We start from the raw sequence: 16000 nt of genomic DNA, 5'->3' as shown, positions 1-16000 counted from the left end.
AATTAATTTAACATGGGACAGAAATGTTTACAATAACTTTCACGAATTCGGTCTTAAATGGGCAAAAAAATCTAGCTCAGCTCATCGCCTTGCTAGATTTTGTGATTTTTTGTGTATCCGAACCTTGCTTATCGGGTACTCTTACGAACAATCAGTTTGGTGCCGACAACCACCTTTAGAGGAACTTCTCGACTATTTTCCAGTCGGCTCCTCATTAATTCCACAGCACTGATTCCCATTTGATCCGTTGCCACGTGAACCGCGCTTAACTCTGGGTAAACGTACTTGGCCACTGAAGTATCATTGAAGCTAAATAAGCTGACGCGTTCAGGAACGTTGATATTATCTTCGCCCAATGCCTTTAAGGCACCGATTGCCATGGGGTCATTGCTAACGAAAAAGGCGTGTGGCAAATCATCACCCAAGTCCCGAACGGCTTGCTTCATCAAATCATAACCAGCTTGATTAGTATAGTTGCCTTCAAACGCAAACTTGGGATTAAACAGCTTTCGTTCAGTCATGATCGACTTGAAAGCTTTAAACCGTGGATCCGGAATCTTAAGTTTCCCATCCGTCGTGTATTCAGAGCCATAGATAATCCCAATATCTTGACTTTTCGGCTGTAGATAGTCGATTACTTTGAGCACGGCTGGCTTAAACTCAGTCACAATGCTATCAAAACCGCGATCCATTTCACTCCAGTCAACGAAAACTAAATTATCGCTGATTGCACTGAGTTCATCAACTTGCGCTTCACTGTACTTACCCACCGCAATAATGCCATCAACATCCTTACTAATTTCAGAAACCTGATTCTGAAAAACCGGAATCGTTTGGATGTGCAGTTCTTGACTGCGTTTTTCAATCTCCATCCGAATCGTCATGTAGTAAAGGTCATCTAACTCCTTATTAATGGAGTACCACTGAACAACCGCAATCTTATAGGTATCAGCTACCTGTGAGACTCGCTTAGTCTTGGTATAGTTCAGTTCTTCAGCAATCTCAAAAATGCGTTGCCGAGTATCATCACTGACGGATAGTGTCGTATCGTAATTGAGCACTCGAGAAACAGTGGACAGGGAAACACCTGCTTTTTGAGCGATGTCTTTTAAAGTCACTTTCATAGATGCTTCCCCCTTTCGTATCATAAACTACTTAATTTGTGCAATGAACTGATCAAAGGCTGCTTGACCTTTATCATCCCACTTGAAGACCCCTGCATCTTGCAGCACTCGAGCGAAGACTTCACCGATTGACTGGTCAATAATATCGTCAGCATTGTCAGCAGTAAACTTGTGATCTGCTTTCAATTGATCAGCCCATGTCTTGTGGTAGTCCTTCATCTCGTTTGGTTCGCCCAAAACATAGTGTTTAACTTCTTGCATTTCAGTCTTAAGTCGTGCAGGTAAAATAGCGCGGCCCATAACCTCGATCAAACCAATGTTTTCCTTTTTAATATGCTGAACATCCTGATGTGGATGGAAAATACCGTCTGGGTACTTATCAGACGTCTGATTGTCCCGCAAAACGATATCCAAAACAAACTTAGAACCACGACGGTAAGCGATTGGCGTAACCGTGTGGTGACGTTCACCATCCGTATATGAACGAACGTCGACTGATTCGTCATCATAATGCTGCCAGTTATTGGCAATGGCTGTCGCTGCATTAATCAGGGATTCAGGTGTCTCACCTGAAAGCCGAATCGTAGACATTGGCCACTTAACAATACCGGCATCAACATCATCAAAACCAGCTAACTTAATTTTACGGTCCAGTGGCGCCTTCATCATTGGGAAGTCATGACGACCGCCTTGATAATGGTCTTGCGCTAGCATCGAGCCACCAACGATTGGTAAATCAGCGTTACTGCCCACAAAGTAGTGTGGGAACAGTCGGACGATTTCCAGCAAGTTGCCAAAGGTATGCTGATTGATAACCATTGGCCGGTGTTCTTGCAGCAAGAAGATGGCATGTTCGCTAAAGTAAGCGTATGGCGAATACTGGAAGCCCCATGGTTCACCGCCAAGTGTTAACCGGATAACTCGGTGATTCGTCCGTGCTGGGTAACCCAATCGGCCACGGTAGCCTTCGTTTTCAATGGCTAGTTGACTTAACGGATACGTGTTGCTCTTTTGATTCCGAGCAGCAGCAATCGCCTTGGGATCCTTTTCAGGCTTCGACAAATTAATGGTGATTTCAAGGTCACCATAATCCGTTGGTGCATCAAAACCGATGTTCTTCGCAATTGATCTGGTTTTAATGTAGTCGTTTTTACGGCTTAAATTATAGAAGAAGTTCGTTGCATCTTCTGGTGACTTTTGGTATTCATTCCAGAATTCTTGGTTCACCTTAGCTGGCGTTGGCGTCAAGAGATCGGTAAGTTCAGCTTCTAGAATGTCGCGGTCAGATTGACCATCTTCAATTTTACCGTTCTTAACTGCAGTTGCTAACAAAGCATCAACGACATCCAATAAATCATCGCTTTTAGCTTCAACGGCATCATCATCACCGACTAGCCCAAGAACGCGGTTTGTCACGTAAATGCGGTCTAGTGGTTGATAGGTTCCACTGGCAAGAATGGCATCAACAAATTGATCAACAGTTTTTGACATTTTAGGCTTCACCTCGGTCGTTGTAACCCTTTGGATGAGTTTGCTTCCAGTTCCAAGCGGTCTTAATAATTTCCTTAACGTCATCGTATTGTGGCTTCCAACCTAAGACTTTACGAGCCTTGTCACTAGCAGCAATCAAGGTGCTAGGATCACCGGCACGCCGTGGTGCATCTTCAGCAGGAATTGGCTGACCAGTTGCTTGCCGAGCAGCTTCCAAGATTTCTTTGTTTGAGAAACCAGTTGATGAGCCAAGGTTAAAGGCATCACTGTCGTTACCAGCCTTCAAGTATTCCAAAGCCAAGATATGAGCATCCGCTAAGTCCACAACATGGACGTAGTCACGCACGTTAGTCCCGTCCTTAGTAGGATAGTCGGTACCGAAAATCTTCAAGCCAGTACGTTCACCCGCAGCAACCTGTAAAATAATCGGAATCAGGTGGGTTTCTGGATGGTGGTCTTCACCAATGGACCCGTCAGCTTTAGCACCCGCAACGTTGAAGTAGCGAAGTGCCACGAACTTGATACCATATGCCACATCAGACCAGTGAATAATCTTTTCCATGGCTAACTTGCTTTCACCATATGGGTTCGTAGGAATCTGAGGATCAGTTTCCTTGATTGGAATCTGCTTAGGTTCGCCATAGGTTGCAGCCGTTGAGCTGAAGATGATCCGCTTAATGTCATGGTCCTTCATTGCCTTAAGTAAGGTGATCATACCACCAGTGTTGTTATCAAAGTACTTCAATGGATTACTCATTGATTCCGGCACGATTGAAAAGGCCGCAAAGTGAATAATACCTTCCACATTAGTTTCCTTATTAAATACTTCATCCAAAAAGGCGCGGTCGCGAATATCACCTTGGTAAAAACGTGCTTTAGGATTAACCGCGGCCCGGTGACCTGTGATCAAATTATCAATCACCGCAACGTCGTACCCTTTTTCAACTAACCGATCAACTGTGTGTGAACCAATATAGCCCGCACCACCCAATACAACAACTGTCATAAATGATTACCTCCATACTTTCTCTTTAACCTAATTCCGATATAAAAGCGCTCTGCAAGTGACATTGCTTTGCGCTTTTTTTAAACCCTATTAAGCTTTGATTTCCTTAGGACCATCACCAATGCTTGCAACGTAGAAGCTGGCTTCATAGCCAATTTCTTTCTTGTAAACATCGCCGACATTCTTAATGAAGTCATCAACGTTAGCCTTGTTCACGATGGCAATCGCACAGCCACCAAAACCGGCACCAGTCATACGAGCACCCAGCACACCAGGTTGCTTCCATGCTGTTTCAGCTAAGGTATCCAATTCCTTACCCGTAACTTCATAATCATAATGTAGGGAAACGTGTGACGCATTGACTAACTTACCGAATTCTTCAAGTTGACCATTGCTCAAGGCTTTCTTAGCACGCAATGTCCGTTGATTTTCGATAACTGCGTGACGGGCACGTTTGATCAAGGTGTCATCGTTAACTAGATAAGCGTCCTTATCGAATTCTTCTTGTGATAAGTCACCCAGCGTCTGAACATCAACGCCACCCTTTTGCAGAAGTGCCACAGCCTTTTCACATTCTGACCGGCGTTCGTTGTACTTAGAATCTGTCAATTCACGCCGCTTGTTGGTGTTCATGATAACAATCACGTTGTCGCCTAATTCAACGGGAACGTATTCGTACTTCATGGTATTAGCATCGAGTAAAACGGCTTGATTCTTTTTACCCATACCAATGGCGAATTGATCAAGAATCCCAGTGTTAAGGCCTAAGTAATCATTTTCAACCGCTTGGCCGTTCTTGATCAAAGTCATTTGATCAACACCCCAGTTAAATTCTTGGTTCAAAATGTTACCAATCAAAAGTTCAATGGATGCTGATGATGAAAGGCCTGAAGCGTCTGGTAAATCACCGTGAACATAGAGATCAAATCCGTGATCCACCGTCTTGCCCTGCTTAGCCATCTCATACATCACACCACGTGGGAACTTAGCCCAGCTATCATTTTTATTAAAATCTAATTTATCAATTGGGAAAGTCAAAATACCTGCGTCTGGAAGGTTAGCAGAATAAAGTCGAACTTGGTCGTCATTACGAGCTGCGTAAACACCGTATGTTCCCATGGTAATTGCGCAAGGGAAAACGTGACCGCCATTGTAATCAGTGTGTTCACCGATTAGATTGATTCGGCCTGGTGAAAAGTAAACGCGTTCACCTTCGTAGCCAAAAGCTTTGTTGAATCCTTCTTTTAAGCTTTGATAATCCATAATTATGCCTCCACAGATTTTACTAAATTTTTACTATCTCTAAAATAACCTAAAATTCAGTTCTTGTCAACGAAAAATGAAATCGTTTTCTTTAGCTTTAAATCAATCTTTATAAGTGTTCAAATCTGATCAATGTCAGTTATTTACCACGTTGACGCACTCCGCGCAGACAAAAACGATCCGATTTTACCAACACCATTTTGATAAAATCAGATCGTTTTTTTACTAATCCTTAACCCACTGAGTTAAAGCATTCTCAAAATCGGTCAACTTTTGAGTAGCTTCTTCGTCAGTTTTACCATTAGTCCCAATGTAGAACTTGATCTTTGGTTCAGTTCCTGAAGGTCGAACGGCGATCCAAGTACCATCCGCTAACCAATACTTCAAAACGTTTGAAACTGGCAAATCCAATTTTTCAGTACTGCCATCTTGATGAGTTGCGACTTGAGTTTGATAATCATCAGTCGTTTCAACCTTAATCCCGGCAAATTCCGTTGGTTTGCTGTCACGCAAGGACTTCATAATAGCAGCCATCTTGTCTGCGCCGTCAACGCCATCGAACTCCTTGGCAGTGGTCTTTTCCTTGAAGTAGCCATAGGTCTTGTAAAGCTGTTGAATGCCATCGTAAAGGGTCAATCCCTGCTGTTTGTAATCAGCAGCGACTTCGGCCAACAGAATGGTTGATTGAATCGCATCTTTATCACGAACAAACGGGTTGATCAGGTAGCCGAAACTTTCTTCAAACCCAAACAAGAAGGTGTGATCATGATTCTGTTCAGCCAGCTTGATCTGTTCGGCAATGTACTTGAATCCAGTCAGCACGTTGACCATCTTAACGCCGTAGTGATCAGCAATCTTGGTTGCTAATTCAGTGGAGACAATGGACTTAACGACCATGCCGTCAGCTGGTAACTTTCCTGCGTCCTGCTTAGCTTTCAAAATATAGTTCAACAGCACTGACGCAATTTGGTTCCCAGTCATTAATTGATACTCACCGTTTGGCATCCGAACAGCGGCACCTAAACGGTCAGCGTCAGGGTCAGTAGCGACTAATAAATCAGCGCCCTGCTTCTTACCCAACTCAATGGCCATGTTAAAGGCCTCTGGAAATTCCGGATTTGGATGAGTGACCGTTGGAAATTCTGGATCAGCAATGGCTTGTTCTTTGACCATCGTAAAGTGATTGTACCCAGCATCTTTCAGTGCCCGGTAACCGATGATATGACCGGTCCCATGCAATGGCGTGTAGATCAAGGTCATGTCCTTACCAACTTCATCGATCAACTTAGGGTTGACCGAAACGGCCTTAACACCAGCAAGGTAATCTTCATCAACATCTTCACCAATAATGTGAACGAGGTTTTGCTTTCTGAGCGTTGTTTCCTTCACAGTTTTAACGGTGAACATGTTATCGATACCGTTAACGTATTCAGTGATCTGATCAGCAGCCTTTGGTGGCATTTGACCGCCATCAGGACCGTAGATCTTAAACCCGTTGTACTGCTTAGGGTTATGACTTGCGGTAATCATAATACCGGCGTAGGTGTGCAAGTGACGAACCGCAAAAGAAAGTTCTGGTGTAGGCCGAATATCGTCGAAGACAAAACTTGGAATCCCGTGTGCACCAAGAACCTGTGCTGAATGATGCGCAAATTCACGTGATTGATAACGCGAGTCAAAACTGATTGCCACACCGCGTTGCTTGTCCTTATCGTCTAAGGTATCCATAAAGCGGGCTAATCCCTCGGCGGCTGCCCCAACGGTATAAAGGTTCATTTGTCCGATTCCGGGACCGATCAGCCCCCGCATACCCGCAGTTCCAAAGGCCATTGGTTTGGTAAAGGCGTTTTCTAGTGCCTCTTGGTCATCAGCCATATCTGCTAATTCTTGTGCTAATGCTGGATCTAAGTCTTGATAGTTCTTCCATACTTGATAATTATCTTGCCAAGTCATCGTATCGCCACTCCTCTTAAGTTTAAGTTGTGTTCTCAATAATGCTTCCGCTTTCAGTATAAGCCGAAAACCGGAAAAAGAGTAAAAATTTTACTAAATAATTTCATTTTCTGTATTCTCTGAATACCCTTACAATTTTACCATCTTTCAATTTCGCTTGCACCATGTCTTTCCGTGTACTAATTTCTTTTATTTAATGCAACTAATGGTTGTCAAACCAGAAGGTAAGCATTCCGATTCTTCCCAAAGTAGGTACTTACGAATAATCTAGTGATGTTAACAGCAACTCACTAATACGTATTAGTCATCAAGTCTTAGGGAGAGCTTTTCTTATGAAATCTTTTATTAAATATTTATCATTAGCTTTTGCTACTGCACTATTGAATACTGGTATTATTGAATCAGGTGTAAATGTACAGCAGGCACATGCTGCTTACAACACCTGATAAAACTCAAACAGAGGCACAAAAATAACAAATTCAACCAAAAATTAGGAGTTAATCATGATTAATATGAAGTCTATAAAAGAAAACTTTGCCACACAGTTTACCCATAAATCGTATCGTATAATGCAAATAATAGCCGGGACTGTTCTAGTTTTAGCAATTGTTTTAAATTTCTTCAGAGCGACTCAAAATTTTGCGATTGGACTAATCTCGTTTTCTTATTTTATGTGTGTTGACTTACTTATTTTTCGCCTCTGCAAAACTAACCTAAATCTAATTCTATGTCTTATTTTAGGCACGCTACTTCCTATCTTTTTATTTTCCTCAATATTGATAGTATTAGCCTTTGCTGCTGGTTATTAAATTAACGGCCAGTTAAACTTAATTTACAATTTTGATAGGTTATAAAAAGTCATCTAGGTATAGAGCTACTCCGGGTACTCATGAAAAAGGTGTCGCGTGTTAAACTAGAGATAATAATTCTAATACTGAGGTGAAACGTAATGAGTGTTAAGCCGTTCGATTTTAGTCAGTTAGTTGTGCAGCAATCATTGAAAGACCAGCAGAAACTTGGTAAGAAGCTCCGTTCAGCGTACCCATTTGAGGCACTGGGCGAATATCTGCCAACTGATCGCGATCCCAACCAATTAATGGATCAGGTTCGCTCAATTCTGATTCCTGAGCTGCTACCAGAACGGACTCAGCGCATGAGCCAGTCTAGTTTCACCTTTTTTCGAGGGACCGCTGAATTAATGGAAGCTGACCTGACCCATCAGGATAATTCGCCGATTCACGCAGTTAGCTGTGGTGACGCACATATCGGTAACTTTGGTTTCTTTGGCTCACCAGAGCGACACCTCCTATTTGATTTAAACGATTTCGATGAAGCTGGCATTAATCCGTTTGAGTGGGACGTGAAACGCTTGGCAGTCAGCACCCTATTGGCAGGTCGTGAGCATCAATTCGGCGACGACAAATTAAATAACTTGGTTAAGGAACTGGGCGAGTCCTACCGTAAAAGTCTACAGAATATGTTCGAGAAAACCGCGCTGAATCGTTTCTATCCAGTAAACAGTGTGGAGAACATATTGAACACGATTCCCAGCAAAGAAATGCACACCAAAAAACTGATGAAATTCTTGTCCAAAGCAGGCAAACGTGATTCTGAACAGGTGGTTCGCAAGTTTACGATCACGGACAGCAAAGGTCGAATTTCATTTAAGGAGAACCCGCCGCGAACGCAGCATGTCAACGACCGGGTCACTAAACATATTACGAAATATCTCACCCAATACCGTCAAACCCTTCCCACTGATGTTGGTTTAATGCTGTCGCAGTATCACGTCACTGACATCGTCCGTCACAGTGTTGGCGTGGGCAGCTTTGGGTCATTATGTTATCTATTATTGCTGACGGGTACGGACGGCTCACACTTGGTCTTACAAATTAAAGAAGCCCTGCCCCATCGTCAACTGGCCGACGAGCTGGATGACGCAAATGCGCAGTACGAGCAAAATGAAGGCAAGCGAATCGTTGATTGCCAAAAGATCCTTCAATCTGCATCCGACTCATTTCTGGGTTACTTTGCCACGGAAAAGAAGAGTTTTTACGTGCGGCAATTCCGTGATATGAAAGCCTCTATCGAACTATCTGAACTGGATTGGGATCAGTTTGAAGCCTATGCCAAAACCTGCGCTTGGGTACTGGGTATTGCTCATGCACAAAGTCCAACCGCTGGCGTGATTCTTGGTTATACCGGGCACTCAGATAAGTTTGATCAGGCAATCCAGACGTGGACGGCTGCTTACGTACCACAAGTTGATCAAGATTTTGAAGCTTTTAAACAGTATCGTTTATAAGATAAAACCGTTACCTAACTAGCTTTTAGTCGGGTAACGGTTTTTTAATTGATAAGCGGCAAGTGGTTATTCTTGACTCACTTACAAAAAGTAAGTAAGCTATAGTCATTCAAAAATAATTATCTTTGCTGGAGGCAAATATTATGGTTATGACTAATGGTTACGAACAAAACGAAAACGAAAAAACACTCGATATTTTAAACCTAACTCAACTAGAAGCAGATGCTAAGAAGATTATTCCTACCGGTGGCTTTGGCTACATCGTCAGCGGCTCAGAGGATGAATGGACTTTGAATGCTAACCGCAAGGCATTCCAACATCGTCAAATCGTCCCTAAGGCCTTAAGCAATATTGAAAATCCACAAACTGATACCACGGTCTTCGGCTTAGATTTGAAGACACCAATCATGATGGCACCAGCTGCTGCACAGGGCTTGGCTCATGCTAAAGGTGAAGTTGATACCGCTAAAGGGAGTTGCTAAGGCCGGTGGCTTAATGGCACAAAGTACTTATTCATCAACATCCATTGCAGATACTGCTGCGGGTGGTGACGGCGCTCCTCAATTCTTCCAACTTTATATGAGCAAAGATTGGGACTTTAACAAGTCACTTTTAGATGAGGCTAAGCAAGCTGGCGTGAAGGCAATTATCCTCACCGTCGATGCCACTGTTGGCGGTTATCGTGAAGCTGACGTCATCAATCACTTCCAATTTCCAATTCCAATGGCTAACTTAATCAAGTTCAGTGAAGGCGATGGCGAAGGTAAGGGTATTTCTGAAATTTATGCTTCTGCTGCTCAAAAGATTGGTCCAGATGACGTTAAGCGGATCATCGACTACACCGATTTACCAGTAATCGTTAAGGGAATTGAATCAGCTGAAGATGCGCTCTATGCGATCGGTGCGGGGGCTGCTGGTATTTACGTTTCTAACCACGGTGGCCGTCAATTGAATGGTGGCCCAGCTAGCTTTGACGTTCTTGAAAGCGTCACTAAAGCAGTCAACCATCAAGTACCAGTGATTTTTGATTCTGGTGTTCGTCGTGGTTCAGACGTCTTCAAGGCAATTGCTTTAGGTGCCGATTTAGTTGCCATTGGTCGCCCCGCAATTTATGGCTTGGCGCTGGGCGGTGCTGATGGTGTTTACTCAGTCTTCGAGCATCTGAACAATGAGCTGAAGATCGTGATGCAATTGGCTGGAACTAAGACGATTGAAGACATTAAGCATGCTGAATTGCTGAACATTCGGTATTAATTTAAGAATTCCAAACAAAAGAACTGCACTTCATTTTGAGTGCAGTTCTTTTGTTTGGAATTCTTTTTAGTAATTTTCTAGTTTCCACATATACCGTCTTTTACTCAGGGGATGATTCCGTGCATCACCCAAATGTTCCGCAAACTTTCTCATAACGGCAGTCAGAACCATTGGATCAAAGTAATCAACGACTGAACCGTCAATTTGACTGTCTAGCCAGTAATCCTTGGCATCAATAACCGTGTACTTAGTATCAAAACGTTGAAGAAATTCAAGGGCACGAGAATCCAAGTGGCGTGTCTTGCCATCACTCATAAAGAGTAAAAATGGTGCATCTTTAACAGCTAATTCAAAAGGACCGTGAAAGAGTTCGGCGCTGTCTAGAACGGTTCCCTTGATCCATTGCATTTCCATGAAGATGAAGTTTCCTGTAGAGTACGCAACACCTTGGTTAGCACCACTTGCCAACGTAAAGATATGAGCTTCGTCTTTATAACTCTGGGCAAATTTTTCCGCATCTTCATCCGCACTGTCAGCGGCCTGATTGGCAATATCATCTATAACTGAAAGGCCTTGAATCATTTCGGGATAATTCTTCGTATCCTCAATATGGTGTAAAAGTTCCACAGCAAACGTCAGCAGTACCTTTTGTTTTGAGGCCTTAGTTGCATAACTCTCAAAGAATTTGTGCTGAAGAATGAAATCAGCATTTTCGGTTAAAGCTGAATCTGGCTTGTAAGTTAAGGCCAAAACGTAAGCACCTTGTTCCTTTGCATTTGCGACGGCTTCAATAGACTCTTTAGTTGTACCACCCAAAGAAGCAACTACGGCAACTGAATGCTCACCAAAATATGCTGGAGCAGCATAATTAAATTCGTTGGCCTGAATTAAGTCCGTTTTAAAGGTCTGCGCATTTTGTTTTACATAATAGTAAGCTGCAAATAATTCCGAATATGACGCACCGCAGCCGATAAAAACTAAGTTGCGAACATCGCGTTCTTCTGTAATCTTATCAACGACTTGTTTAATTTCATCCAAACTAGTTTCTTGTTCCATCATTAAACACTCCAATTTCCATTAATTATTGTAAAAATTTAGCTGGTGCAACCACACCATGCTCAAATGAGCCATTTCTTTGAATCTGCTTTGCACTGTAATCACTGGCAACTTTTAATGCCTGCGGAATTGATTCTAATTGTTCTAAACTAATACTAAACGCGGTAATAAACGCATCTCCAGCACCCATCGTATCAACAACGTTATCAACCTTTACTGCGTCCTGTTTATAAATTCCCCCCGCAGCAGATACAACTGCGCCATGTTCACCACGAGTTATCAGAACAATCAACTTCTGATTAGTCGATAACTGATGAACTTCTTTAATTAAATTTCGAACGGCTTTTTCACTAGCGTCCCCCATTGAAAAACAAGCAATGTCTACTTGACTGATAGTATGCGCAATCTGTTCACGTGAACTAAAATCGGAATAATCGTAAACAACTTTAGGCCCATGTATGTCCCTTAGATATTGATCAGCGTTTCCGTTGATATTAAAGTGAACTAAGTCATACTGGTTAACTTCGCTTAAAGCTTGTGGTGACAGTTGAATTCCCTTTTTCAAGACACCACCACGATTACTTGTGATGAATACTCGATCGCCATTTTTAAGCGTTACCTTTGAATAACCACTCTCGCCATCGAGTTCACGGGAGAAGCTATAATCCACTGAAAGGTCGCCTAAAACCCCTTTAACATAGGTACTTAGTTCATCATTACCAAAATTGCCAATGTACATCGACTGAACGTCAGGAAATTCTGTCGCAAAGTTAGCAAAATTCAGTGAATTTCCACCGAGATACATCCGCTTTTGGTCAAGATAAATATCGACTACGTTATCACCGATAGCAGCAACTTTCATTCTCAGCGCTCCTTCGTATTCACGGCAAAACTAACTTTATTAACGTCATAGTACATCACCGCACTGTACATCACTTTTCCGTCTTTTTCGTAAACTGTTCTATCCAATTGATAGATGGGCGCACCATTTTCTATCTTGAGATAATCCGCAATTTGCTGCGAAGCCGAAATGACGTTTAACGTTTGTTCACTATAATTACCAAAAGACTGATATTGTTCATTTAAAATTTGAGTTACCGATGCACCTTCAGTAATCCGCTGATTTAAGCCCGGAAAACGCTCCAGACTATAATAACTGACTTCGTATCCCGAATTATCTTTACCCAGATCCATGGTTCTAGCCAGTCTAATAATGGAAGCACCCTCATCAACATGAAGCGTTTTACTCCATTTTTCATCGGCCGGCTTCACTTCAAGCGCTCTGATTACTGCATCAGGTTTCTGTCCAGTCTCCTGCATGTAAGTGGTATAACTAACCAAATCCAAGAGGTTACGCTTAACCTTTTGGGGTTGCACAAAAGTTCCCTTCCCCTGCTTCTTTAACAGGATTCCTTCATTGACAAGCTGGTTAATGGCTTTTCGAATCGTAATTCGACTAGTGTTGTAACGCTGTTCTAGTTGAACTTCAGTTGGAATCGTTTCACCCACTTTATAGACTGAAGACCGAATATCATTTAAAATTTCCGACTTGACTTGCTTGTATAACGGTATCGCGCTTTGCTTACTAAGCATTCGTCCTCTCCCCATTCATCTGAATTTGATCTTCTATGCTATGTATACAGGATCTTAGAAATGAAGTCTCGTGTTCGTTCATGTTGAGCATGCTCAAAAATTTTTTCAGGTGTATCTTCTTCCAAAATTTGACCATCATCAACAAACAAAACACGATCACCTACCTGTTTAGCAAAGCCCATTTCATGAGTCACAACAACCATTGTCATACCGCTTTTGGCCAGATTCTTCATCACTTTTAGCACTTCTTCGACCATTTCTGGATCCAGTGCTGACGTTGGTTCATCAAATAAAAGGACATCTGGATGCATCGCCAGAGACCGAATAATGGCAATCCGTTGTTGCTGACCACCACTTAACGATGCGGGGTAACTATCTTTCTTTTCCGTTAACCCAATTTGCTTCAATAGTGCCAGTGCTTCTTCAGTAGCTTGTGATTTGCTCTCATGTCTAACAACTTGCGGTGCGTGGATAATATTCTCTAGCACCGTATAATGTGGAAAGAGATTAAACTTTTGAAAGACCATGCCGATTTTTTCGTGCGTCTTCCGCGTCACTTCCGACTTAACTTTACCAGAAACCACTTCACCATCAACTAACACTTCGCCGCTAGTCGGCTGTTCCAGTAAATTCATCTGTCGCAGCAACGTACTTTTCCCCGATCCAGAGGGACCAATGATGACGACTACTTCACCGTCATGAACTTTCATATTGATGTTTTTCAGAACAGTGTTGTCACCATATTCCTTTACAACATTACGCAATTCGATCACTCGCCTTCATCCTCCTTTCGATGTATGCCAATACGCTATTTAGTAGCCACGTCATCACTAAGTACAGTAAGGACGCAACCAGCATCGGCTGCAATCCCAGGGCTGTAGATCCCCGAACTGTTTGGGCACTGAACATTAAGTCCGAAATACCAAGAACTGATACCAATGATGAATCCTTCACATTACCGATAAACTGATTGCCAAGCGCTGGCAGGATATTTTTAAATGCTTGAGGCAAAATAATATCCGTCATGACACGCCGTCTTGACATTCCTAAACTAATTGCTGCCTCACTTTGTCCCAAGGGAAGCGAATCGATTCCGGACCGAATAATTTCAGCAATGTAAGCTGCAGAATAAAGGGTCAGTGCAACAACACCCGTAGTAAAGTCTGGCACATCAATGCTTAAAACCATCGGCAAGCCAATATACACAATGTAGATTTGAACCAGTAAAGGCGTATCGCGAATGAAGCCGATGTACATTTTGGCAATGAGCGAAATGATTTTAATCTTGGACCGTTTCATCAGTGATAAGATAACGCCTAAGATCAAACCCAACACGATGGATATCACAGCGAGTTCAATCGTTATTCCCATACCTTTTAGAAACAAGCCCCAGTATTTACCAATAAATGAATATCCCTGAAACATACCACCACCTCCAAATCATGCTTAATTTATTTAACTTCTTTTGCGTATTCAAGAACCCACTTTGCATAGTCGGTCTTATTTTGTGCAATCACTTTATTAATCGCTTTAACTAAATCTTTGTTTGTATTCTTTGGCAAGGCTATTGCTGCACCAACACTGGCGTCTTGATGTCGCCATGAAGTCATCGTCAAGTTCCGGTTTTGTTTCAACAAAATCGTGGCTGTTGGAATATCAATCGAAAAGGCGTCTGCTTTGCCGTTATTAACTGCTAATGCTAAATCAGTAACTTTACCAAGTTTCTTCATCGTTGCCTGTGGAAATGCTTTTTGAATCATTGGTTCTTGAGTGGAGTTATTGATTACCGCAATGCTGGCATTCTTAAAGTTATTAGCATTCTGATACTTACTTGCATCACTCTTACGGACAACTAATGTATTGGTACTCTTGTAATAAACATCGCTAAACTTGGCGCCTTGTTTCCGCTCAGGTGTTGGACTCATTGATGTGATCAGCATATCAACCTTATGTGCCTGCATCGCTGGTAGTAACCCATCCAAATCCATCGTCTTAATCTTATATTTGACACCTAAACTCTTAGCGACTTTTTTAACCAGTCGAACATCAGAACCAGACATCACCGTTTTACCATTCTTAGTTGTTTGAAATTCATATGGTGGGTTGGAACTGATCATCCCCACCGTCAGTGTCCCCTTCTTTTTAATGTTTTGCACAGATGAAGCATTACTCTTGCCACAACCACTTAAGATTAAAAGTAGCGCCCCAACCAAAGTTACTATGTATACGAATTTGTGTAAAAAACTATGTTTCATAAAAATCTACTCCTTTTGAAATTTTCTATAACGTTATATAACGTTATGTTGTTTCACATTATATTCTAACTTAATTGTAATGTAAACAGTGATTTTTAATTTTTTTGGCTCATTCACTTTTAGCCATTGATACAATCCTACTTTTATTTGATTAATAGCCCCCAATACCCTATTCCATGAGAACGAAAAAACCAACAATTCAAAATCATCAGATTCTGAATTGTTGGCTTTAAATATCGTATATATCAACACCGTTATTAGTTCACCAACCATTTTGCTAAAGTTGGCTGATGTTCCTTTAACCATTCTGCCAGTCGCGTACGACTCAACCAGTGATGGAATTTAGGTGACAGCTTTTTCAGACTGTAAACTGCTAATATCATAAACGGAATCCCCGGGATGATTGGTAGCACAAAGCCAACAATTGACCCAACTAGCCCCGTGACCATTAACGTTGACCATAGTAGTTTCGTAAAAATTAATTGCACGCTACCATCCCTCTTAATTTCGATTTTAAAGTAGTATATCTTCAAAACAATTAACTAGCAAGAGAAACGCTGTTGGTTTATCAAATGTTAATCATTTCGTAATCTGTCTTTGCCCAAACGCGCTCACCGCGGCAGACAGCTATGTGTAAGACAGGAGCCACCCAAATCCCAAGTTCGGGGATTTAGGTGGTCTGGTTTCCTTTTATCTAGCG

Annotated in this window: 13 protein-coding genes and 1 pseudogene; 2 read left to right on the top strand and 12 right to left on the bottom strand. The window is 42.1% G+C overall.

What is annotated here, in order from left to right:
• Window positions 1-128: 128 nt before the first annotated feature.
• From AC6H04_RS05640 to AC6H04_RS05620, 5 genes are all read right to left on the bottom strand, one after another.
• Window positions 129-1124 (bottom strand): LacI family DNA-binding transcriptional regulator, encoded by a 996-nt coding sequence (locus tag AC6H04_RS05640; protein ID WP_497570759.1) that lies wholly within the window; start codon window positions 1122-1124, stop codon window positions 129-131.
• A 27-nt stretch (window positions 1125-1151) separates the two neighbouring features.
• A complete protein-coding gene (locus tag AC6H04_RS05635) occupies window positions 1152-2615 on the bottom strand; it encodes a UDP-glucose--hexose-1-phosphate uridylyltransferase (RefSeq protein WP_497570758.1) in 1464 nt (487 codons plus the stop codon).
• A gap of 1 nt (window position 2616) precedes the next feature.
• A complete protein-coding gene (gene galE / locus AC6H04_RS05630; protein WP_497570757.1) occupies window positions 2617-3621 on the bottom strand; it encodes a UDP-glucose 4-epimerase GalE in 1005 nt (334 codons plus the stop codon).
• 90 nt (window positions 3622-3711) lie between these two features.
• Window positions 3712-4884 carry a galactokinase gene (locus tag AC6H04_RS05625; protein WP_497570756.1) on the bottom strand — a complete coding sequence of 391 codons (1173 nt, stop codon included), beginning with the start codon at window positions 4882-4884 and terminating at the stop codon, window positions 3712-3714.
• A gap of 225 nt (window positions 4885-5109) precedes the next feature.
• A complete protein-coding gene (locus tag AC6H04_RS05620) occupies window positions 5110-6837 on the bottom strand; it encodes a phospho-sugar mutase (RefSeq protein ID WP_497570755.1) in 1728 nt (575 codons plus the stop codon).
• 949 nt (window positions 6838-7786) lie between these two features.
• On the opposite strand from AC6H04_RS05620, the gene AC6H04_RS05615 reads away from it, so the two are divergent.
• The gene (locus AC6H04_RS05615) at window positions 7787-9142 is read left to right on the top strand and encodes a DUF2252 domain-containing protein (RefSeq protein ID WP_497570754.1); all 1356 of its coding nucleotides are present in this window, start codon (window positions 7787-7789) and stop codon (window positions 9140-9142) included.
• Window positions 9143-9285: 143 nt separating this feature from the next.
• Window positions 9286-10396, top strand: a pseudogene (locus tag AC6H04_RS05610) (lactate oxidase).
• Window positions 10397-10462: 66 nt separating this feature from the next.
• Here the strand turns inward: AC6H04_RS05610 and AC6H04_RS05605 are convergent.
• The 7 genes from AC6H04_RS05605 to AC6H04_RS05575 all read right to left on the bottom strand — a co-directional run bounded on the left by AC6H04_RS05605 (window position 10463) and on the right by AC6H04_RS05575 (window position 15788).
• A complete protein-coding gene (locus tag AC6H04_RS05605) occupies window positions 10463-11455 on the bottom strand; it encodes an SIS domain-containing protein (protein ID WP_497570753.1) in 993 nt (330 codons plus the stop codon).
• Window positions 11456-11477: 22 nt separating this feature from the next.
• Entirely contained in the window at window positions 11478-12314 is an 837-nt protein-coding gene (locus tag AC6H04_RS05600) for a PfkB family carbohydrate kinase (protein WP_497570752.1), read from the bottom strand.
• Window positions 12315-12316: 2 nt separating this feature from the next.
• Entirely contained in the window at window positions 12317-13045 is a 729-nt protein-coding gene (locus tag AC6H04_RS05595; RefSeq protein ID WP_497570751.1) for a GntR family transcriptional regulator, read from the bottom strand.
• A gap of 38 nt (window positions 13046-13083) precedes the next feature.
• Window positions 13084-13818 (bottom strand): amino acid ABC transporter ATP-binding protein, encoded by a 735-nt coding sequence (locus AC6H04_RS05590; RefSeq protein WP_497570750.1) that lies wholly within the window; start codon window positions 13816-13818, stop codon window positions 13084-13086.
• A complete protein-coding gene (locus tag AC6H04_RS05585) occupies window positions 13802-14470 on the bottom strand; it encodes an amino acid ABC transporter permease (protein WP_497570749.1) in 669 nt (222 codons plus the stop codon). The genes AC6H04_RS05590 and AC6H04_RS05585 overlap by 17 nt, the downstream gene beginning before the upstream one ends.
• A gap of 26 nt (window positions 14471-14496) precedes the next feature.
• Window positions 14497-15300, bottom strand: a complete 804-nt coding sequence (locus tag AC6H04_RS05580) for a transporter substrate-binding domain-containing protein (protein ID WP_497570747.1) — start codon at window positions 15298-15300, stop codon at window positions 14497-14499.
• Between the two features lie 257 nt (window positions 15301-15557).
• Window positions 15558-15788 carry a DUF454 family protein gene (locus AC6H04_RS05575; RefSeq protein WP_497570746.1) on the bottom strand — a complete coding sequence of 77 codons (231 nt, stop codon included), beginning with the start codon at window positions 15786-15788 and terminating at the stop codon, window positions 15558-15560.
• Window positions 15789-16000 lie beyond the last annotated feature (212 nt).

The sequence above is a fragment of the Secundilactobacillus sp. MJ173 genome (genome assembly GCF_059704265.1).
The sequence above is the reverse complement of the archived record's forward strand: the minus strand, read 5'-3'. Positions and strand labels throughout refer to the sequence as shown.

What these genes read in the sequence shown, in the direction of transcription:
- AC6H04_RS05635 (WP_497570758.1), bottom strand. Translation starts at nt 2,615, where the DNA reads ATGTCAAAAACTGTTGATCAATTTGTTGATGCCATTCTTGCCAGTGGA.
- AC6H04_RS05600 (WP_497570752.1), bottom strand. Translation starts at nt 12,314, where the DNA reads ATGAAAGTTGCTGCTATCGGTGATAACGTAGTCGATATTTATCTTGAC.
- AC6H04_RS05615 (WP_497570754.1), top strand. Translation starts at nt 7,787, where the DNA reads ATGAGTGTTAAGCCGTTCGATTTTAGTCAGTTAGTTGTGCAGCAATCA.
- AC6H04_RS05625 (WP_497570756.1), bottom strand. Translation starts at nt 4,884, where the DNA reads ATGGATTATCAAAGCTTAAAAGAAGGATTCAACAAAGCTTTTGGCTAC.
- AC6H04_RS05580 (WP_497570747.1), bottom strand. Translation starts at nt 15,300, where the DNA reads ATGAAACATAGTTTTTTACACAAATTCGTATACATAGTAACTTTGGTT.
- AC6H04_RS05620 (WP_497570755.1), bottom strand. Translation starts at nt 6,837, where the DNA reads ATGACTTGGCAAGATAATTATCAAGTATGGAAGAACTATCAAGACTTA.
- AC6H04_RS05640 (WP_497570759.1), bottom strand. Translation starts at nt 1,124, where the DNA reads ATGAAAGTGACTTTAAAAGACATCGCTCAAAAAGCAGGTGTTTCCCTG.
- AC6H04_RS05605 (WP_497570753.1), bottom strand. Translation starts at nt 11,455, where the DNA reads ATGATGGAACAAGAAACTAGTTTGGATGAAATTAAACAAGTCGTTGAT.
- galE (WP_497570757.1), bottom strand. Translation starts at nt 3,621, where the DNA reads ATGACAGTTGTTGTATTGGGTGGTGCGGGCTATATTGGTTCACACACA.
- AC6H04_RS05595 (WP_497570751.1), bottom strand. Translation starts at nt 13,045, where the DNA reads ATGCTTAGTAAGCAAAGCGCGATACCGTTATACAAGCAAGTCAAGTCG.
- AC6H04_RS05585 (WP_497570749.1), bottom strand. Translation starts at nt 14,470, where the DNA reads ATGTTTCAGGGATATTCATTTATTGGTAAATACTGGGGCTTGTTTCTA.